This window comes from Variovorax rhizosphaerae (assembly GCF_037889975.1).
GTDB lineage: Bacteria > Pseudomonadota > Gammaproteobacteria > Burkholderiales > Burkholderiaceae_C > Variovorax > Variovorax rhizosphaerae.
Genome location: NZ_JBBKZT010000010.1, coordinates 43,215 through 59,573 on the forward strand (window position 1 = coordinate 43,215; position 16,359 = coordinate 59,573).

Here is a 16,359-nt window from a genome sequence, read left to right on the forward strand (position 1 = left end):
TTCAATTCATTTGCGGCATCTGTCAACGCCGAAGCCCGTCGTGGTTGCGACGGGCTTTTTGCCTTATCAGCGCGCCACCTTCAGGTGGCAGGGGCAGTAGGAATCGAACCTACAACCTTCGGTTTTGGAGACCGACGCTCTGCCAATTGAGCTATACCCCTACGGCAAATTCCTTAGACGTCCAGGATCTTGGCAACGACGCCCGAACCCACGGTACGGCCGCCTTCACGGATGGCGAAGCGCAGGCCTTCTTCCATCGCGATCGGGTTGATCAGCTTCACGGTGATGCTGACGTTGTCGCCAGGCATGACCATTTCCTTGTCCTTCGGCAGCTCGATAGCGCCAGTCACGTCCGTCGTGCGGAAGTAGAACTGCGGACGGTAGTTGTTGAAGAACGGCGTGTGACGGCCGCCTTCGTCCTTCGACAGGACGTACACCTCGGCGGTGAAGTGCGTGTGCGGCTTGATCGAGCCCGGCTTGCACAGGACTTGGCCACGTTCGACTTCTTCGCGCTTGGTACCGCGCAGCAGCACGCCGACGTTGTCGCCCGCTTGACCTTGGTCGAGCAGCTTGCGGAACATTTCCACGCCGGTGCAGGTGGTCTTGACCGTCGGGCGGATGCCCACGATTTCGATTTCTTCGCCGACCTTGATCACGCCACGCTCGACGGCGCCGGTCACGACCGTGCCGCGACCCGAGATCGAGAACACGTCTTCGACGGGCATCAGGAAGGTGCCGTCCACGGCGCGTTCCGGCGTCGGGATGTAGGTGTCGAGCGCTTCAGCCAGCTTCATGATGGCTTCTTCGCCCAGCTTGCCCTTGTCGCCTTCCAGGGCGAGCTTGGCCGAGCCGTGGATGATGGGGGTGTCGTCGCCCGGGAATTCGTACTTGTCCAGCAGTTCGCGGACCTCCATTTCGACGAGTTCGAGCAGCTCGGCGTCGTCGACCATGTCGCACTTGTTCAGGAACACGATGATGTAGCCCACACCCACCTGGCGTGCCAGCAGGATGTGTTCACGGGTCTGGGGCATCGGGCCGTCAGCGGCCGAGCACACCAGGATCGCGCCGTCCATCTGGGCAGCGCCGGTGATCATGTTCTTGACGTAGTCGGCGTGGCCGGGGCAGTCGACGTGGGCGTAGTGGCGGTTGGCCGTTTCGTACTCGACGTGGGCGGTGTTGATGGTGATGCCGCGGGCCTTTTCTTCGGGCGCTGCGTCGATCTGGTCATACGCCTTCGCTTCGCCGCCGAACTTGGCCGACAGCACCGTTGCGATTGCAGCGGTCAGCGTGGTCTTGCCGTGGTCGACGTGACCGATCGTGCCGACGTTGACGTGCGGCTTGGTGCGGGTGAACTTGCCTTTTGCCATTTTTTCGCTCCGAAGAAATTACTGAATCAACACACTGACATGGGGCCGCGATGTCATGGTGACAAGTGGCCTTCCATCGACACCTTCAACACGACCCGGGGCGGATGCGCCACCCCTTGAAATTTGGTGCCCTTTGCGGGAATCGGACCCGCGACCTCTCCCTTACCAAGGGAGTGCTCTACCACTGAGCCAAAAGGGCAAAAACCAACGCTATCCAACAATCAACACGGACATCAAATACACACCGACTGGAGCGGGAGACGGGAATCGAACCCGCGTCATCAGCTTGGAAGGCTGGGGTTCTACCATTGAACTACTCCCGCATCTGGGGCACTTCAACAGGCACCCCGAAACCTGTATGGAACCCAACCCATGGGCCCGATCCAGGCAGTTTCCAAACGCTCTTTCTCTGCTGACCGTATTCAATCGCTGGTGGAGAGGGCTGGATTCGAACCAGCGTACTCGTAAGAGGGCAGATTTACAGTCTGCTGCCATTAACCACTCGGCCACCTCTCCAGCGAGCCTCGGAATATAGCATGAATAGAAGGGGCCGTCGATCCGCTACCCAGAATTTCGCACCGAAGCCGTGCCTTGCGCGTCCCGCCAGGCTCTCGCCTGCCCGAAATGGCCGCATCCGATGAAGGGCAGCGGCGGCCGCAGGGCCGACAGCGGCGAGGGGTGGTTGGCGACCAGCACCTTGTGGCGCTGCATGTCGATCAGGGCGCGCTTGCTCTGGGCGTGGGCGCCCCAGAGCATGAAGACAACGGCGCGGTCGCCTTGCGCCACTTGGCCGATCACGGCGTCGGTCAGCACCTCCCAGCCCTGGCCGGCATGGCTGGCGGGCTGGGCCTCCTCCACGGTCAGGCAGGTGTTGAGCAGCAGCACGCCCTTTTTCGCCCAGTTCACCAGGCTGCCGCCCGGATTCGGGAACGGCGGGGTCGGCGTGCCGAGGTCGCGCTGCAACTCCTTGAAGATGTTGCGCAGCGACGGCGGGATCGCCACGCCGGGCGCGACCGAAAAGGCCAGCCCCTCGGCCTGTCCGCGGCCGTGGTACGGGTCCTGGCCGAGCACGACGACGCGGACTTGCTCGGGCGGCGTGAGTTCCAGCGCGCGCAGCGGCTGCGGCGGAAAGATCGTCGCGCCGCTCGCCAGTCGCTCGCCCAGGAAGCCGAGCAGCTTCTGGCCGACCGGGCTGGCGAAGAATCCGTCGACCAGCGGCTGCCAGCCGGGCGCCACCGGCCAGTCGACCGGATTGCTGCTGGACAGTTGATCCGTACGTGCTTCCGGCATGCGAGCGCCTCAGCGGAACAGTTCGGCGAGCGCGTCGCCCGGTTCGTCGGCGCGCATGAAGGTCTCGCCGACCAGGAAGGCGTGGATGCCGGCGGCGCGCAGCTTCGCGACGTCGTCACGGGTGGCGATGCCGGATTCGGTGACCATCAGGCGGTCGGCAGGCAGCTTGGGCAGCAGGTCGATGGTGGTCTGGATCGACACCTCGAAGTTGCGGAGGTTGCGGTTGTTGACGCCCACCAGCGGCGTCTTGAGTTGGAGGGCGCGTTCCAGTTCGGCGGCGTCGTGCACCTCGACCAGCACGGCCATGCCCAGACCCAGCGCGATGGCTTCGAAGTCCCTCATCTGCGCATCGTCGAGCACGGCCGCGATCAGCAGAATCGCGTCGGCACCGATCGCGCGCGATTCGTAGATCTGCCAAGCATCGACCATGAAATCCTTGCGCAGGACCGGCAGTTCGCAGGACGCGCGCGCCTGCTTGAGGTAGTCGATGCCGCCCTGGAAGAACTGCTTGTCGGTCAGCACCGAAAGGCAGGCCGCGCTGATGGTGCCGTCGCCTTCCGCATAGCTCTGCGCGATGTCGGCCGGGATGAAGTCGGCGCGGATCACGCCCTTGCTCGGGCTGGCCTTCTTGACCTCGGCGATCACGGCCGCCTGGCCTGCGGCGATCCTGGTGCGCATCGCGCCCACGAAATCGCGCGTGAGCACCCGGCTTTCGGCGTCGAAACGGATGGCGTCCAGCGGCGTGCGCTGCTTCAGCGCCGCCACTTCCTGGTGCTTGACCGCAACGATCTTGTCGAGGATGTCGGACATGCTCAGTTCGCTCCTGCCGCGCTGGTTGCCTTGATCAGTTCGGCGAGCTTGGCCTTGGCCGCGCCGGACTCGATGGACGCGCGTGCCTTGGCCACGCCCGCGGCGACGGAGTCGGCCACGTTGGCCGCATAGAGCGCGGCACCCGCGTTGAGCACGACGATGTCGCGCGCCGGGCCCGGTTGGTTGTCGAGCACGCTCATGAGCATGGCCTTCGATTGGTCCGGCGTTTCCACGCGCAGGGCGCGGTTGCTCGACATCGCGAAGCCGAAGTCTTCCGGATGCAGTTCATATTCGCGGATCTCGCCGTTCTTGAGTTCGCCGACCAGCGTGGCCGCGCCAAGCGAGATCTCGTCCATGCCGTCGCGGCCATAGACGACCATCGCATGCTCGGTGCCGAGGCGTTGCAGCGCGCGCACCTGGATGCCGACCAGGTCGGCATGGAACACGCCCATGAGGATGTTCGGCGCGCCGGCCGGATTGGTCAGCGGGCCGAGGATGTTGAAGATCGTCTTGATGCCCAGTTCCTTGCGCACTGGCGCGACGTTCTTCATCGCCGGATGGTGGTTGGGCGCGAACATGAAGCCGATGCCGACGTCGGCGATGCATTTCGCGATCTGCTCGGGCTTCAGGTTGATGTTGACGCCAAGCGACTCCAGCACGTCGGCGCTGCCCGACTTGCTCGACACGCTGCGCCCGCCGTGCTTGCTGACCTTGGCGCCGGCCGCAGCCGCCACGAACATCGAGCAGGTGGAGATGTTGAAGGTGTGCGAGCCGTCGCCACCGGTGCCGACGATGTCGACCAGGTTGCGGGTGTCCGCAACCGGCACCTTGGTCGACACCTCACGCATGACCTGCGCGGCGGCGGTGATCTCGCCGATGGTTTCCTTCTTGACGCGCAGGCCGGTGATGAGCGCGGCCATCATCACGGGCGAGCATTCGCCGCTCATGATGAGGCGCACGATGTGCAGCATCTCGTCGTGGAAGACCTCGCGGTGTTCAATGGTGCGCTGGAGCGCTTCCTGCGGGGTGATGGGCATGGTGGAGTCTCCTTTTTTCAGTTCTTGAAGTACGCGCGGACCGTCTCGATCGCGCGGTCCACACCCGCCGCGTCGACGTCCAGGTGCGTGACGAAGCGCAGCTTGTAGAGGCCCGTGGCCAGCACGCCGTGCTCGGCGAGGTGCGCCATCAAGCCGGCGGACTTGGCCTTGGCCGGGCCTTCGAGGTCGACGAACACGATGTTGGTCTGCGGCTTCTCGACGATGAAGCCGTCGATGCCGGAGATGCCGTCCGCGAGGCGTTGCGCAAGCGCATGGTCGTCGGCGAGACGATCGATGTGGTGGTCGAGTGCATGCGAGGCCGCGGCAGCCAGCAAGCCCGACTGGCGCATGCCACCACCGGCCATCTTGCGGATGCGATGGGCGCGCGCGATGAACTCGCGCGAGCCGCACAGCGCGGAGCCGATCGGTGCGCCCAGGCCCTTGCTGAAGCAGACCGAGACGCTGTCGAAGCATTGCGCGATGCGGCGGCCTTCGATGCGCGCATCGCTGCCGGTTTGCGCGGCCTGGGCCACCGCAGCGTTGAAGAGGCGTGCGCCATCGAGATGGCGTTGCAGGCCCTTTGATTTAGCGAGGCCGGTGGCGGCCTGCACGTAGTCGAAGGGCAGCAGCTTTCCGCCGAGGGTGTTCTCCAGCGCGAGCATCTTCGTGCGCGCGAAATGCGCGTCATCGGGCTTGACCGCGGCCTCGATCTGCGCGAGGGGAATCGTGCCGTCGGGCGCGTGGTCCAGCGGCTGCGGCTGCACGCTGCCGAACACCGCCGCGCCGCCACCTTCCCAGCGATAGCAATGGGCCATCTGGCCGACGATGTATTCGTCGCCGCGGCCGCAGTGCGAGAGGATTGCGCAGAGGTTGCTCTGCGTGCCGGTGGGGACGAACAGTGCGGCTTCGAAGCCGAGCATCGAAGCGATCTTTTCCTGCAGCGCGTTGGCGGTCGGATCGCTTGCGAAAACGTCGTCGCCGAGCGGCGCGGCCATCATCGCGGCGCGCATGGCGGGAGTGGGCTGGGTGACGGTGTCGCTGCGCAGGTCGACGGTAGTGGAAGCGGATGCCATGGCTTGTCGTCTCAGTCGAGGAAATTCTTGAGCATGGCGTGGCCGTGCTCGGTCAGGATCGATTCGGGGTGGAACTGCACGCCCTCGATGCGCACGTCGTGCGCAAAGCCGGTGTGGCGCACGCCCATGATCTCGCCGTCGTCGGTCCAGGCGGTGATGGCGAGTTCGGCGGGGCAGGACTTGCGCTCGATGGAGAGCGAGTGGTAGCGGTTGACGACGAACTTCTCGGGCAGGCCGGCGAAGACGCCCTCCTGCGTGGTCGTGATCTCGCTGGTCTTGCCATGCATCAGTTGCTGCGCGCGGATGATCTTGCCGCCGAAGGCCGCGCCGATGGCCTGGTGACCGAGGCAGACGCCGAGGATGGGGAGCTTGCCCTTGAAGGCTTCGATGGCGGGGACCGAGACGCCCGCTTCCGCCGGTGAGCAAGGGCCCGGCGAAATCACGAGCCGCGTGATGCCCGCCGCAATGCGCTCGCCGATCTGCGCCACGCTGATCTCGTCGTTGCGCGCCACATCGACATCGGCACCCAACTCGCCCAGGTACTGGACGATGTTGTAGGTGAACGAGTCGTAGTTGTCGATCATCAGGACTTTCATGGCTTGCTCACGATCCGGTGGACGCCTTTGACGACGGGGAACACATTGAAGTTGATCAGCAGGCCCAGCTTGAGGCCCGACAGCCGCAATGCGGCCATGACTTGCGCGCGGTGCAGGTCCGTCAGCACATCGGCGGCGCGCAATTCCACGATCACCGATTGCTCGACGACGAAGCCGGCCCGGTACACCTCGCCGAGCGGCCGGTTCTTGTAGGTGGCCGACAGCGGCACGTCCCGCTTGAAGCCGATCTCGCGCTCCGCAAGTTCGACCTCCAGCGCGGCGGCGTAGGCGGCTTCGCTCAGGCCGGTGCCGAGCACGCGCTGCACTTCGACACAGGCGCCGATGATCTCGTGCGAGAAATCGTTCTGGATGTCCGGCGAGCTCATTCCAACCCCTCTTCCACCAACTCGGCCGCCCGCAGCAAGGCCCGCGCCTTGGCTTCGGTTTCCCTCCACTCCAGCTCCGGCACCGAATCGGCAACAACCCCCGCCGCCGCCTGCACGTGCAGCACCTGGTTCTTGATGATCCCGGTGCGGATGGTGATGGCCACGTCCATATCGCCGGCATAGCTGATGTAGCCGCAGGCGCCGCCGTAGAGGCCGCGCTTGATGGGTTCCAGTTCGTCGATGAGCTCCATCGCGTGGACCTTCGGCGCGCCGGTCAGGGTGCCGGCGGGGAAGGTCGCCTTGAGCACGTCGATGGCGCGCATGCCGTCCTTCAGGGTGCCTTCGACGTTGCTCACGATGTGCATCACGTGGCTGTAGCGCTCGACCGCGAAGGCCTCGGTCACCTTCACCGTGCCGATCTTCGCGATGCGGCCGATGTCGTTGCGCGCCAGGTCGATCAGCATGACGTGTTCGGCGCGCTCCTTGGGATCGTTGATGAGTTCGACTTCAGCAGCCTTGTCGAGCTCGATCGAGGCCCCGCGCGGGCGCGTGCCGGCGAGCGGGCGGATGGTCACCTTCTGTTCGCCGTCGGGCATGTTCTCCTGCCGCACCAGGATCTCGGGCGAGGCGGCGACCACGTGGAAGTCACCCATGTCGTAGAAGAACATGTAGGGCGAGGGGTTCATCGAGCGCAGCGCGCGGTACAGCGACAGCGGCGATTCGGTGTAGCGCTTGCTGATGCGCTGGCCGACCTGGACCTGCATGAAGTCGCCGCCGGCGATGAGTTCCTTGGCGCGTTCGACGGCGGCCAGGTAGTCGGCCTTGGCGAAGGAGCGCTCGGGCGGGTGCGCCTGGGTCGGCCTGACGTGCGGGGCGGCGACGGAGTACTTGAGCTGGTCGCGCAGTTCGCGCAGGCGGCGCTTGGCGTTGGGGTAGGCCTCGGGGCGCGTCGGGTCGGCGTAGACGATCAGGTAGAGCTTGCCCGAGAGGTTGTCGATGACCGCCAGTTCCTCGCACTGCAGCAACATGATGTCGGGGCAGCCGAGCGTGTCGGGCGGGCAGGTCTTTTCGAGCTTCTTCTCGATGTAGCGCACCGCGTCATAGCCGAAGTAGCCGGCCAGGCCGCCACAGAAGCGCGGCAGGCCGGGGCGCAGCGCGACCTTGAAGCGGCGTTGGTAGGCATCGATGAAGTCGAGCGGGTTGCCGCTGGCGGTCTCGACGACAACGCCGTCGGTCACGACTTCGGTGCGGGCCTCGGCGCCGAAGCCGCTGGCGCGGATCAGCGTGCGGGCCGGCAGGCCGATGAAGCTGTAGCGGCCGAAGCGCTCGCCGCCGACGACCGATTCCAGCAGGAAGCTGTATTTGCCGCCGTCCTTGGTGTGGGCCAGCTTGAGGTAGAGCGAGAGCGGAGTTTCGAGGTCGGCAAAGGCCTCGATCATCAGCGGGATGCGGTTGTAGCCCTGGGCGCTGAGGCTCTTGAATTCGAGTTCGGTGATCACGAGATGTCCTCCGTCTGCCGGCCGGCGCGTCGTTGGCCGGTGGCGGTGTCATTCATGGGTGGCCCTGAGTCGAGAAGTGATCAGGCGCCGCGGGCGCACGGCGTGCGCCGTGCAATCAACGAGACAGCGACGACGGGCGACGCCAGGGCCAGGCTCCCCGGCTGCCTTGACCTGTCTGGATGACGTGATGAATGAACATGGAACGGCGGAGTTTAGCTGAGCGAGAATGCATGTACAAAAAGATACATCCCGGGGAGTTTCGAGACATGACGGAGACTTTTTTGATGCTCCAGACCGCCATCCGGCGCGCACATCCCCAAGCTCTTCTGGCATTGGCTTCATTCGCGCTGTTGGGGCGTCGGCGGCCACCATCGACGTGGCAGGCGTCAAGCTCGACGAAGGCATCGAACTTCGCGGCAGCAAGCTGAAGCTCAACGGCGCCGGCGTGCGCTACAAGGCCGTGTTCAAGGTCTACACCGCCGGGCTCTATCTCGGCAAGAAGGTCGGCACGACGGAAGAGGCACTGGCTTCCGCCGGCCCGAAGCGCATCACCGTGACGGTGCTGCGCGACATCGACGCCAACGAGTTCGGCAAGCTGTTCACCCGCGGCGTGGCGGACAACATGCCGCGCAGCGAATTCAGCGCCGTCGTGCCAGGGCTGCTGCGGATGAGCCAGGTTCACCGAGCAGAAGCCGTTGAAGGCGGGCGACACCTTCACCGTCGATTGGGTGCCCGACATCGGCACGGTGGTCACCGTCAAGGGCGTGGTGCAGGGCGAGCCGATCAACGAGCACGCTTTCTTCAACGCGCTGCTGCGCATCTGGATCGGCACGAATCCGGCCGACTGGAAGCTCAAGGATGCGTTGCTGGGCAAGGCTGCGTGACGAGGCTGAGAATCTTTCTACTGCGGCCGCCGATCTCGGGCCTGCGGTGCTCGCCGTACGGGTGTACGGCTGCGCTCCGCGAACCGGCCTCCCGGCTGGCGCCCTCGCTACGAAATCTTCTCACCCTCTGAGTTCAGCCAGGCTGTCGACGAAGGCGTCGGCATCGACGCCCTGGATCGGCTCGCCGTGGTTGTAGCCGTAGGTCACCAGCACGACCGGGCAACCGGCCGCGCGGGCGGCCTGCGCGTCGTTGCTGGAGTCGCCGACCATGAGCGTGCGCGCGGGTGAGGTACCGAGCGCCTCGCAGGTCTTCTGCAGGGGCAGTGGGTCGGGCTTCTTGCGCTCGAAGGCGTCGCCGCCGAAGACGAATTCGAAGTAAGCATCGAGGCCCTTGGCCGCGAGCAGGGGCTTGGCGAAATCGTTCGGCTTGTTGGTGAGGCAGGCCAGGCGCAGGCCTTGGGCGCGTAGAGCCATGAGGCCTTCAACGACGCCGGGGTACACCGCGGAATGCTGGCCGTTGATGATCAGGTAGTGGTGGGTGTAGCGCTGCCAGGCCGCATCGCACAGCGCCTCGTCGGCCTCGCTGCCGCGCACATGGCGCAAGGTCGAGCGGATCAGGTGCTCGGAGCCCTTGCCGACCATGGATTCGACGTCCTTGGCCGTGACATGCGCCAGCGAAAGATCGTCGAGCATCAGGTTCAGCGCCACGACGAAATCGCCGAGCGTGTCGACCATGGTGCCGTCGAGGTCGACGATGGCTGCGTCGAATGTGGAGGTGTCGAAGCGGAGGGTGTTCAAGGCAGGTGCGATGGCGTTCAAGACGCCGCCAGCTTATCCGCTGCGACAGGATCGCGACGCCCCCAGTGGTCCGCGGTCCTCATAATGGCAGCGGCACGCCACCCTCCACTCCCACGCACCGCCGACGCCTGTTCCATGCGGCTCTTGATTGTCGAAGACGACGCCCTGCTCGGCGATGCGCTGGCCACGGGCCTGCGCCAGCTCGGCCACGCCGTCGACTGGTTCGAAAGCGGCGCCAGGGCCGATGCGGCACTCGTCAGCGCCCCCTTCGATGCCGTGGTACTCGACCTGGGTCTGCCCGGTGGCGATGGCATGGTCTGGCTGCAGCGCTGGCGCGAGCGCGGCGTGAAATGCCCGCTGCTCGTGCTGACCGCGCGCGACGGCATCGAGCAACGCATCGCGGGGCTCGATGCGGGCGCCGACGACTACCTGGTCAAGCCCATCACCATCGATGAGTTGGCCGCTCGCCTGCGGGCGCTGCTGCGCCGGACCGTCGGACATGCACAGGCTGTCTGGCAGCATGGGGCGCTCGAATACGACCCGGCCACCAAGATCGTGCGCTGGCGTGGCGTCCAGGTCGACCTGACCGGGCGTGAGCTGGCCCTGCTCGAGGTCCTGCTCGGCCAGTCGCAGCGCGTGCTGTCCAAGGCCTACCTGCAGGAAAAGCTCTACGACTGGAGTGGCGCCGAGCCCGAGAGCAACTCGCTCGAAGTGCATATCCACCACCTGCGCCGCAAGATCGACCCGGCCATCGTGCGCACCGTGCGCGGCGTGGGCTATGCCATCGGCTCCGGCGAGGCCAGCCCATGAGTCTCCAGCGCCGGCTGCTTCTCTACTTGCTGGTCTGCGCGCCGTTGGTGTGGGGGGTGGCGCTGTATCTGTCGATCAGCCGCGCCCGGCACGAAGTCAACGAGATGTTCGACACCGGGCTGATCAGGCTGGCGCGCGAGGTGCAATCGACGCTGGGGCCGTCCTACACCGGGATGAACGCGCGGTTGCCGCCCGAGCCGCGCGAAGGCGATGCCGGGGCCGGCGAAGCCGACGTGCGCGATCTCGCGATCGCCGTCTGGGACCGCGACGGCAAGCGCATGCTGGCGGACCGCGAAGGCATACAGCTGCAGCATCTGCCGCAGGCCAGCGGTTTCGTCGAGGAGACGGTGGATGGCCACATCTGGCGCGTCTACTACTTGCAGTCCGTCGACGGCCAATGGCTCGTTGCCGCCGGGCAGCGTGCCTACGAGCGAGACGAAATGGTGTATGGGCTGACGGTGACGCAGGTCGTGCCGTGGCTGCTGGTGTTGCCGGTCCTGCTCGCGGTGATGACGTGGGCGGTGCGCAGTGCGCTCTCGCCCGTGCGACAGCTCACCGTGCAATTGCGAGCGCGCGATGCCGCCGATCTGAAACCGGTACCCGACGCGCTGGCACCTGTCGAGCTCAGACCGCTGCTGGGTGCGATGAATGGCTTGTTCGCCCGGATCGAGGAACTCCTGGTCCGCGAACGCCGCTTCACCGCGGATGCCGCGCACGAATTGCGAACACCGCTGGCGGTGTTGCGGGCCCAGTGGGATGTGGTGCGACGCTCGGCGAACCCTGGCGAACGCGAAGAGGCCGAACAGAAGTTCAGCACCGGCCTGGATCGCATGGGGCGGCTGGTCACGCAGATGCTGTCGCTCTCCAGGGTCGAGTCGGGCGCGAAACCGGCCATGCAGGCCGAGATCGACTGGCCCGCGATCGTGGAACAGGTGATGAGCGACTGCCTGCCGCTGGCCGAGCGCCGGCATATCGAACTCGCATGCGAGTGGCCGCCGCATGGCCAGCACCCGATGCCACTGCTGGGCGACGAGCACCTGATGACCGTGCTGCTGCGCAACCTTGTGGACAACGCGGTGCGCTATGCGCCCAGGGGCAGCACGGTGACCCTGCGCATCGGCCCCGAGCAACTGGAACTCGAGAACGAAGGACCACCGCTGTCCCCCGAACAACTGGTCCGGCTGGGGGAGCGCTTCTACCGGCCGGACGGCCAGTCCGAGATTGGCAGCGGGCTGGGCGTGTCGATCGTGCGCCGGATCGCCCAGTTGCACGGGCTGGAACCGGTGTTCGGCTCGATCGCGGAAGGCCGGGGCGTGAAAGTGCTGCTGCGGTTCTGAAGGCCGCCCTCACGCGACGGCGCCTGGACTACTTCGCCTTGGCCTTTTGCAGCAGCGCCCGGGCCTCTTCGCGCCGCCCCGCATCGGAAATCTGGCGGCCCGGACGGGGGGCTGCCTGGATGGCGCGCTCGAGATACGCCACCGCCTGGTCGGGCTGCTTGGTCTCGACCAGGTATTCGCCATAGAAGTAGTTGGGGTCGATCCCCTTCGGGTTGATCGACAAGGCCTTTTGCAGCAACTCGTTCGCCTTGGCCTTGTCGCCGAAGCCCACGGGCCAGCCGGGAACCTTGTAGTACAGGACGCCCAGGCTGTTGTAGGCCGATCCATCGAGCACATCGCCGTTGATCGCGATGGCGGACTCATAGAGTGCCTTGGCCTGCTTGACCAGGCCGAGCGCGCCAAGGCCGCCCTTCTCACCGGCCCACGAACTGACGATGATGCCCTCCCAGACCAGCGGCTCCGGCCGGCCGGGGAAGCTTTCGCTGGCCTTGCGGGCCTTTCCCGCCAGCGCCTCGAAGCGCTTCTGGCGTTCGGCCGCAGGCGTCTGGTAGCGGATCACCTCCCAGTCATGCTGCAGTTCGGCGACCGCATCGTCCACGGGCGCGGCACGCACGGCCGCCGGCAACGACGCGGCCACGGACGAAGCGGCGAGCACGCCCAGGAGTCGCCGCCGGTCCGGGGCGAAGTCGATGGAGATTGCGGACGGGAACGCGCGTTTTTTCATGGATCCTCCTCTGGGGTTCACAGGCTGTTGTCGAAAAGGGAGTGGGAGTCGGGCGGGACGACGAGTTCGCGCGGCTCGCCCCGGCCCGCGACCGGCCTTGCCGCCTGCGTCACGGGCGGCAGGCTGCGCCGATGCTTGTGGAAGGCGCCATCCAGCCATATGGGGGCCAGGCCATTGAGGCGCACCGCCAGCTTCTCGGGAAAGCCGAGGAAGCACTCCGCCTTGCCGCTCTCGAGCATTTGCAGCAGCGCACGCGCGGCGACATCGGGCGCGTCCATGGCCGTGCCCGTGGCCGCGTTGTAGCGCTCGACCTCGCCGCTGTTGAAGCCGGTGCGCGTGCTGCGCGGACCGAAATATTGCACGCGCACCTGCGTGTCGGCGAGCTCGCGGCGCAACGATTCGGCAAAGCCGCGCAGTCCGAACTTGCTGGCGCTGTACACGCTGAAGCCGGGCAGCCCGAGCCGGCCGAGTGCCGAGCCCACGAAGATGACCTGCGCCGCCGGCAGGCCGCGCAGCTGCGGCAGCAATGCCTGGGTCAGCAGCATGGGGACGAGCAGGTTGAGGTGCAGCACCTTTGCCATGTCCGCGGCGGCCAGCGATTCGATGCGCCCGAATCCCGGTACGCCTGCGCCGTGCACCAGCACGTTGCAACCCCATCCGGTCGCCACGTCCGCGATGCCTTCCAGGCTGGCCTCGCGCGCGAGGTCGGCTGCGTACCACTCGACGCGCTGTCGCTCGACGCCGCCGTCGCGCACCAGCGCACGTGCCTGCGCGGCGAGCCGCGCCGGCGAACGCCCGACCAGCATGACCGATGCGCCGGCCTTCACGAGCAGCGGGATGGCCGCATTGCCGATGCCGCCGCCCGCGCCCGTGAAGAGCACCCGACTGGCAGCGGCCTTCATGCCGTGGCTCCCGTGGCGGTCGCGGCGTCTGGCCCCGCCTCGACTTTCGGCAGCGGAAGGCTGCGGAAGACATCGCCATAGAGCCGGAAGAATGCGCGCGCGGCGTGGACGATGTCGTCCTGGTCATGCGGGTTTGCGACCTGGTCCATCAGCAGTTCGAAGTGCGCCGTGTGCTGCTGGTCGAGCGTGCCGTGCGAGCGCAGGTAGGTGAAGGCCGCGTCAGGCAATTGCAGCGGCCTCTGGATCTGCTCGGCGGCCATCAGCGCGAGCGAGACGCTGGTGCCCTCCAGCACATGCACCATGCCGAAGAAGCCCAGCGGGTTGCGCCGCGCGATGGTGTCGTAGGCATAAGCCACCATCACTTCCGTGGCGTGGCCGGGCATGCCGTCCCGCACGGCATCGGCGTCGCCGCCGCACGCGCGAATGTCGTCCAGGATCCACTGGTCGTGGCCCTGCTCCTCCTCGATGTATTCATCCAGCGGGCCTTGCAGCCAGTGGTTGCGCTCCGGCAGCGCGGCCTTGCAGGCATGCAGCAGCGGCACGGTGTGCCGCACATGGTGGTACGCCTCGCGCAGGAATGCCAGGTAGCTGGGCAACGAGACCTCCCCGCGCAGGCAGCCCTGGATGATGGGTGTGCCCAGCAGGCCCATGCGGGCGTCGGCAGTCTGCGCGAGAAGTCGGGCGTGAAAGCTCATGAAGTCTCCCATTCGTCGGTTGAAAGCGCCGGGGCAAGCAGTGCGTCGGCGTGAAGTTGCAGGATGGCCGCGCGCTGCGGCCTGCCATTGGCGGTGGCCGTGCCGGCCTCTGCGCCGAAAGCGGCCCGCGCGCGCACCCAGCGCCGCACGCGTGCGTAGTCGGGCAAGGTGGCGTTGGCGGTGTCGACGGCGGCGTTCAGCACGGCATCGGGCGCGTCCGCATGCACCGGCCACAGCACCGCGCTCAATGCCGGCTGGGCGTCGCCGAAGACCACCGCGTGCGCGACAGCGTTTTCGCTGCGCAACGCGGTCTCCACCCATTCGGGCGAGACGTTGCGGCCGAAGGCGGTGATGAGCAGGTGCTTCTTGCGTCCGTCCAGGTGCAGGAAGCCGTCCGCATCGATGCGCCCGAGGTCACCAGTGGGCCACCAGGTGGGCATGGCGGCATCGCCGCCGAGGTAGCCGCAGAACAGGCTGCCGGCCACCTCGATCTCGCCGTCGCTCGCGACACGCAGGCGCGCATGCGGCAGCACGCGACCGGCCGTCCCGGGGCGGTCGTGGCCGGGCAGGTTGAGCGTCTGCACCGAGGCGCCTTCCGACAGTCCATAGCCTTCATGGGCCGGGATGCCCAGCGCGCGCGCGCCAAGCAGCAGCTTCTCGCCCACCGCCGCGCCGCCGACGGCGACCAGGCGCAACGACGAAGGTGCACGCTGGCCGCTGCGCGCCAGATGGCCGGCCCAGGCTCGCAGCATCTGCGGCAGCAGGATGAGGCTGTCCGGCTGCTGCGCCACCACCGTCTCGTGGAAGCGGGCGGCATCGAAGCTCGACGATCCGCTGAGCCCGAGGCTGCCCAACGGCAAGGCCACGCAGGTCGCGCCGCGCAGCAGGGGCGCCATGACACCGGCAATGTTTTCCAGCAGCACGGCAAAGGGCAATGCGCACAGGTGCCGGCGGATGTCCAGAGGCTCCATCGCCTGCACCAGGCCCAGCGCCACGCGATGCATGGCAGCCTCGCCGAGGCACACGCCCTTGGGCGCCCCGGTGGTGCCCGAGGTGAAGGTGATCTTGGCGGTTCCCAAGGGCATCGGCACGGCCCGTGCGGGCAGGCGCAGCAGGGCCAGCGGCTGTGCCGCGACGGCGCATTCAGTGGCTGGCGCCTGCGGCCAGCGCGCGGCAAGCGATGGCGGTAACAGCAGCGTGTCGACGCCCGCGGAACCCAACGCATGGGCAATCTGCGCGGGCGTGAAGAAGCTGGGCAAGGGCACATGCACTGCCCCGGCCTGCAACGCGGCGCGGTCGGCGACCACCCAGGCCGGCGTGTTGTCCATCAGCGTCGCGAGGACGCGGGTTTCCTGGTCGCGCAGGCGCTGGGCCAGGGACGCAGACGCCCTGTCCAGTTCGGCGAAGGTCCAGCGGCGCTGGCCATCGTCCAGGGCGATGGCACAAGGATCGACGACCGGGTTCACCGATCGCCCCCCGCCGCTGCGGCGCGGCGCGCGCGGTGGCGCTGCAGGTCGCGCTGGAGGTGCGTCGCCAGGACCACCGGCTGGTGCTCGTAGTAGCGGCCCCAGTGAGCGGCCTGGTCGCCCAGGGATGCAGGGTCGGCCGCGCCCAGCGTCACGGGTGCGGCGCCGAGCCGCTCGAGCATCGGCTTCAGTTCGCGCGTGACGGTGCCCACCACCCAGTCGAAGCCTTCCGCCGCGAGATGCAGCGCCAGCAGCTGGACCAGGCGCCGTCCTTCACCGCCGCGGTTTGCGGCAAGGTGGCCGACCTCGACGATGTCGGAACGCGCGGGCCGCTCGCCGATGCGCGCCGCGACGATGGCTTCCACGGGCGCGGGCAGATAGCACTCGAGGTACAGCGGTTCATGTGCCGCGGACCGGTAGCCTGCGGCCGCCAGCAATTCGCCGTTCTCGCGCAGGCCCACGAGCATGGGGGCGAAGTGCGGCACCATGGCGCCGTAGCAACGCGCATAGACCCCGCTGATGAAGGCTTCGACGGCAGCGCGGCGCGGATCGTCGATGCCATGGAGTGTGAGTTCGAACACTGGTGCAGCGGGATCGCCAGTGGGCGAACGATCGGCGCTGTCGCGAATGGGTGGTGACATGAACATGGTTCCCTCGGCATGCCCGCGGGTTGCGGGTCGGCTCA

16 protein-coding genes, 4 tRNA genes and 1 pseudogene are annotated in these 16,359 nt (G+C 67.0%); 3 read left to right on the plus strand and 18 right to left on the minus strand.

The annotated features are described in order from the left end of the window. Positions 1–85: 85 nt before the first annotated feature. From WKW82_RS21490 to trpE, 12 genes are all read right to left on the minus strand, one after another. Positions 86–161, minus strand: a tRNA-Trp gene (locus WKW82_RS21490). Between the two features lie 12 nt (positions 162–173). Then, positions 174–1,367 carry an elongation factor Tu gene (gene tuf, locus WKW82_RS21495; RefSeq protein WP_340340188.1) on the minus strand — a complete coding sequence of 398 codons (1,194 nt, stop codon included), beginning with the start codon at positions 1,365–1,367 and terminating at the stop codon, positions 174–176. A 124-nt stretch (positions 1,368–1,491) separates the two neighbouring features. Then, positions 1,492–1,566 (minus strand) — tRNA-Thr (locus tag WKW82_RS21500). Positions 1,567–1,616: 50 nt separating this feature from the next. Further along, positions 1,617–1,690: transfer RNA gene (locus WKW82_RS21505), tRNA-Gly, on the minus strand. Between the two features lie 107 nt (positions 1,691–1,797). Beyond that, positions 1,798–1,883 (minus strand) — tRNA-Tyr (locus WKW82_RS21510). Between the two features lie 45 nt (positions 1,884–1,928). Continuing rightward, entirely contained in the window at positions 1,929–2,657 is a 729-nt protein-coding gene (locus tag WKW82_RS21515; RefSeq protein ID WP_340344376.1) for a uracil-DNA glycosylase, read from the minus strand. A 9-nt stretch (positions 2,658–2,666) separates the two neighbouring features. Next, on the minus strand, positions 2,667–3,467 hold the full coding sequence (gene trpC / locus WKW82_RS21520) for an indole-3-glycerol phosphate synthase TrpC (protein ID WP_340344377.1): 801 nt from the start codon (positions 3,465–3,467) through the stop codon (positions 2,667–2,669). A 2-nt stretch (positions 3,468–3,469) separates the two neighbouring features. Then, positions 3,470–4,504, minus strand: coding sequence for an anthranilate phosphoribosyltransferase (gene trpD / locus WKW82_RS21525; protein ID WP_340344378.1), 1,035 nt, complete (start codon positions 4,502–4,504; stop codon positions 3,470–3,472). A 17-nt stretch (positions 4,505–4,521) separates the two neighbouring features. After that, complete coding sequence (gene ltaE, locus WKW82_RS21530) at positions 4,522–5,577, minus strand: low-specificity L-threonine aldolase (RefSeq protein WP_340344379.1); 1,056 nt, start codon at positions 5,575–5,577, stop codon at positions 4,522–4,524. Positions 5,578–5,588: 11 nt separating this feature from the next. Continuing rightward, positions 5,589–6,173 (minus strand): anthranilate synthase component II, encoded by a 585-nt coding sequence (locus WKW82_RS21535; protein WP_340344380.1) that lies wholly within the window; start codon positions 6,171–6,173, stop codon positions 5,589–5,591. After that, positions 6,170–6,559 (minus strand): GxxExxY protein, encoded by a 390-nt coding sequence (locus WKW82_RS21540; protein WP_340344381.1) that lies wholly within the window; start codon positions 6,557–6,559, stop codon positions 6,170–6,172. The genes WKW82_RS21535 and WKW82_RS21540 overlap by 4 nt, the downstream gene beginning before the upstream one ends. Continuing rightward, positions 6,556–8,058, minus strand: a complete 1,503-nt coding sequence (gene trpE, locus WKW82_RS21545) for an anthranilate synthase component I (protein WP_340344382.1) — start codon at positions 8,056–8,058, stop codon at positions 6,556–6,558. Before trpE ends, WKW82_RS21540 begins: the two co-directional genes overlap by 4 nt. 331 nt (positions 8,059–8,389) lie before the next feature. Between trpE and WKW82_RS21550 the strand changes: the two are divergent. Next, positions 8,390–8,942 (plus strand): annotated as a pseudogene (locus WKW82_RS21550) (chalcone isomerase family protein). Between the two features lie 120 nt (positions 8,943–9,062). On the opposite strand, the gene WKW82_RS21555 reads toward WKW82_RS21550, so the two are convergent. Further along, positions 9,063–9,740: a phosphoglycolate phosphatase gene (locus WKW82_RS21555; RefSeq protein ID WP_340344383.1), complete on the minus strand. Its 678-nt coding sequence runs from the start codon at positions 9,738–9,740 to the stop codon at positions 9,063–9,065. 135 nt (positions 9,741–9,875) lie between these two features. On the opposite strand from WKW82_RS21555, the gene WKW82_RS21560 reads away from it, so the two are divergent. Continuing rightward, the gene (locus WKW82_RS21560) at positions 9,876–10,550 is read left to right on the plus strand and encodes a response regulator (RefSeq protein ID WP_340344384.1); all 675 of its coding nucleotides are present in this window, start codon (positions 9,876–9,878) and stop codon (positions 10,548–10,550) included. After that, positions 10,547–11,887: an ATP-binding protein gene (locus WKW82_RS21565; RefSeq protein ID WP_340344385.1), complete on the plus strand. Its 1,341-nt coding sequence runs from the start codon at positions 10,547–10,549 to the stop codon at positions 11,885–11,887. The genes WKW82_RS21560 and WKW82_RS21565 overlap by 4 nt, the downstream gene beginning before the upstream one ends. Positions 11,888–11,915: 28 nt before the next feature. Here WKW82_RS21565 and WKW82_RS21570 read toward each other — a convergent pair whose 3' ends face one another. From WKW82_RS21570 to WKW82_RS21590, 5 genes are read right to left on the minus strand one after another with little or no spacing between them, the layout of a single operon-like run. Then, positions 11,916–12,611, minus strand: a complete 696-nt coding sequence (locus tag WKW82_RS21570; RefSeq protein ID WP_340344386.1) for a tetratricopeptide repeat protein — start codon at positions 12,609–12,611, stop codon at positions 11,916–11,918. Between the two features lie 17 nt (positions 12,612–12,628). Then, positions 12,629–13,513, minus strand: coding sequence for an SDR family oxidoreductase (locus WKW82_RS21575; protein WP_340344387.1), 885 nt, complete (start codon positions 13,511–13,513; stop codon positions 12,629–12,631). Then, positions 13,510–14,208, minus strand: coding sequence for an iron-containing redox enzyme family protein (locus WKW82_RS21580; RefSeq protein ID WP_340344388.1), 699 nt, complete (start codon positions 14,206–14,208; stop codon positions 13,510–13,512). Before WKW82_RS21580 ends, WKW82_RS21575 begins: the two co-directional genes overlap by 4 nt. Beyond that, positions 14,205–15,674, minus strand: coding sequence for an AMP-binding protein (locus WKW82_RS21585; protein WP_340344389.1), 1,470 nt, complete (start codon positions 15,672–15,674; stop codon positions 14,205–14,207). Before WKW82_RS21585 ends, WKW82_RS21580 begins: the two co-directional genes overlap by 4 nt. Then, positions 15,671–16,315, minus strand: coding sequence for a thermostable hemolysin (locus WKW82_RS21590; RefSeq protein ID WP_340344390.1), 645 nt, complete (start codon positions 16,313–16,315; stop codon positions 15,671–15,673). Before WKW82_RS21590 ends, WKW82_RS21585 begins: the two co-directional genes overlap by 4 nt. Between the last annotated feature and the right edge of the window lie 44 nt (positions 16,316–16,359).

Excerpts from the sequence above, each read along its gene's own strand:
- tuf (WP_340340188.1), bottom strand. The coding sequence starts at position 1,367 with ATGGCAAAAGGCAAGTTCACCCGCACCAAGCCGCACGTCAACGTCGGC.
- WKW82_RS21515 (WP_340344376.1), bottom strand. The coding sequence starts at position 2,657 with ATGCCGGAAGCACGTACGGATCAACTGTCCAGCAGCAATCCGGTCGAC.
- trpC (WP_340344377.1), bottom strand. The coding sequence starts at position 3,467 with ATGTCCGACATCCTCGACAAGATCGTTGCGGTCAAGCACCAGGAAGTG.
- trpD (WP_340344378.1), bottom strand. The coding sequence starts at position 4,504 with ATGCCCATCACCCCGCAGGAAGCGCTCCAGCGCACCATTGAACACCGC.
- ltaE (WP_340344379.1), bottom strand. The coding sequence starts at position 5,577 with ATGGCATCCGCTTCCACTACCGTCGACCTGCGCAGCGACACCGTCACC.
- WKW82_RS21535 (WP_340344380.1), bottom strand. The coding sequence starts at position 6,173 with ATGAAAGTCCTGATGATCGACAACTACGACTCGTTCACCTACAACATC.
- WKW82_RS21540 (WP_340344381.1), bottom strand. The coding sequence starts at position 6,559 with ATGAGCTCGCCGGACATCCAGAACGATTTCTCGCACGAGATCATCGGC.
- WKW82_RS21560 (WP_340344384.1), top strand. The coding sequence starts at position 9,876 with ATGCGGCTCTTGATTGTCGAAGACGACGCCCTGCTCGGCGATGCGCTG.
- WKW82_RS21565 (WP_340344385.1), top strand. The coding sequence starts at position 10,547 with ATGAGTCTCCAGCGCCGGCTGCTTCTCTACTTGCTGGTCTGCGCGCCG.
- WKW82_RS21570 (WP_340344386.1), bottom strand. The coding sequence starts at position 12,611 with ATGAAAAAACGCGCGTTCCCGTCCGCAATCTCCATCGACTTCGCCCCG.
- WKW82_RS21575 (WP_340344387.1), bottom strand. The coding sequence starts at position 13,513 with ATGAAGGCCGCTGCCAGTCGGGTGCTCTTCACGGGCGCGGGCGGCGGC.
- WKW82_RS21580 (WP_340344388.1), bottom strand. The coding sequence starts at position 14,208 with ATGAGCTTTCACGCCCGACTTCTCGCGCAGACTGCCGACGCCCGCATG.
- WKW82_RS21590 (WP_340344390.1), bottom strand. The coding sequence starts at position 16,315 with ATGTCACCACCCATTCGCGACAGCGCCGATCGTTCGCCCACTGGCGAT.